Source organism: Vibrio sp. 2134-1 (assembly GCF_033339495.1).
The window spans coordinates 1-543 of the sequence record NZ_JAWOUS010000851.1 but is presented as its reverse complement, the minus strand read 5'-3'; the positions used below and the strand labels follow the sequence as shown (position 1 = coordinate 543).

The window sequence follows — 543 nt, the reverse complement described above, 5'->3', positions numbered from 1 at the left end:
GTGCAAGCAGAGTAGCTTCGATAGACATAAGGACTCACCTTAGTAATGTTATTTTGTGGCGGTATTATCCACTTTATCCTGAGAAATAAAAGGGTGTTAGCGAATTAAAGCCGAGATTTTACAATATTCCAACCTGATTAGGTGAAAGATGTAAAACAATCGCTAAATAAATAATATATGGAATATAAAAGAAGTGGTCAATTACCTTGAGTTATGAATTGTTGTGTGAATTATTCAACACTCTTTTGAGTGCGAAAAATAAAAAACCCAGCCTAAGCTGGGTTTTGTCGATGAATGAATGGTCGATTATTTCAGTACTGTTGTATCCGAAACATCACTCAATGCGTTGTCCATCAAGAAGTCCGCGTTTTCTTTTTGCATTTCAGCATGATGATTGACATCGGCAAGTGTGCCTGATGGCGACGCAAACGTACTGTGTGAAGCAATAGCGTTGAACTGAACAAAGCTTGACGTCGCAGCGACCGCTGTATTTAAGCTATTAACCTCAGTTAAGCCCAATTTCTTGGCTAACGGCTCTGTACC

Annotated in this window: 1 protein-coding gene; it reads right to left on the bottom strand. The window is 39.0% G+C overall.

Annotated elements, in window-relative coordinates; translation table 11 throughout:
* Positions 1-306: 306 nt before the first annotated feature.
* A partial coding sequence (locus R7R78_RS28900; RefSeq protein ID WP_406707413.1) for a hypothetical protein occupies positions 307-543 on the bottom strand: 237 nt, incomplete at its 5' end.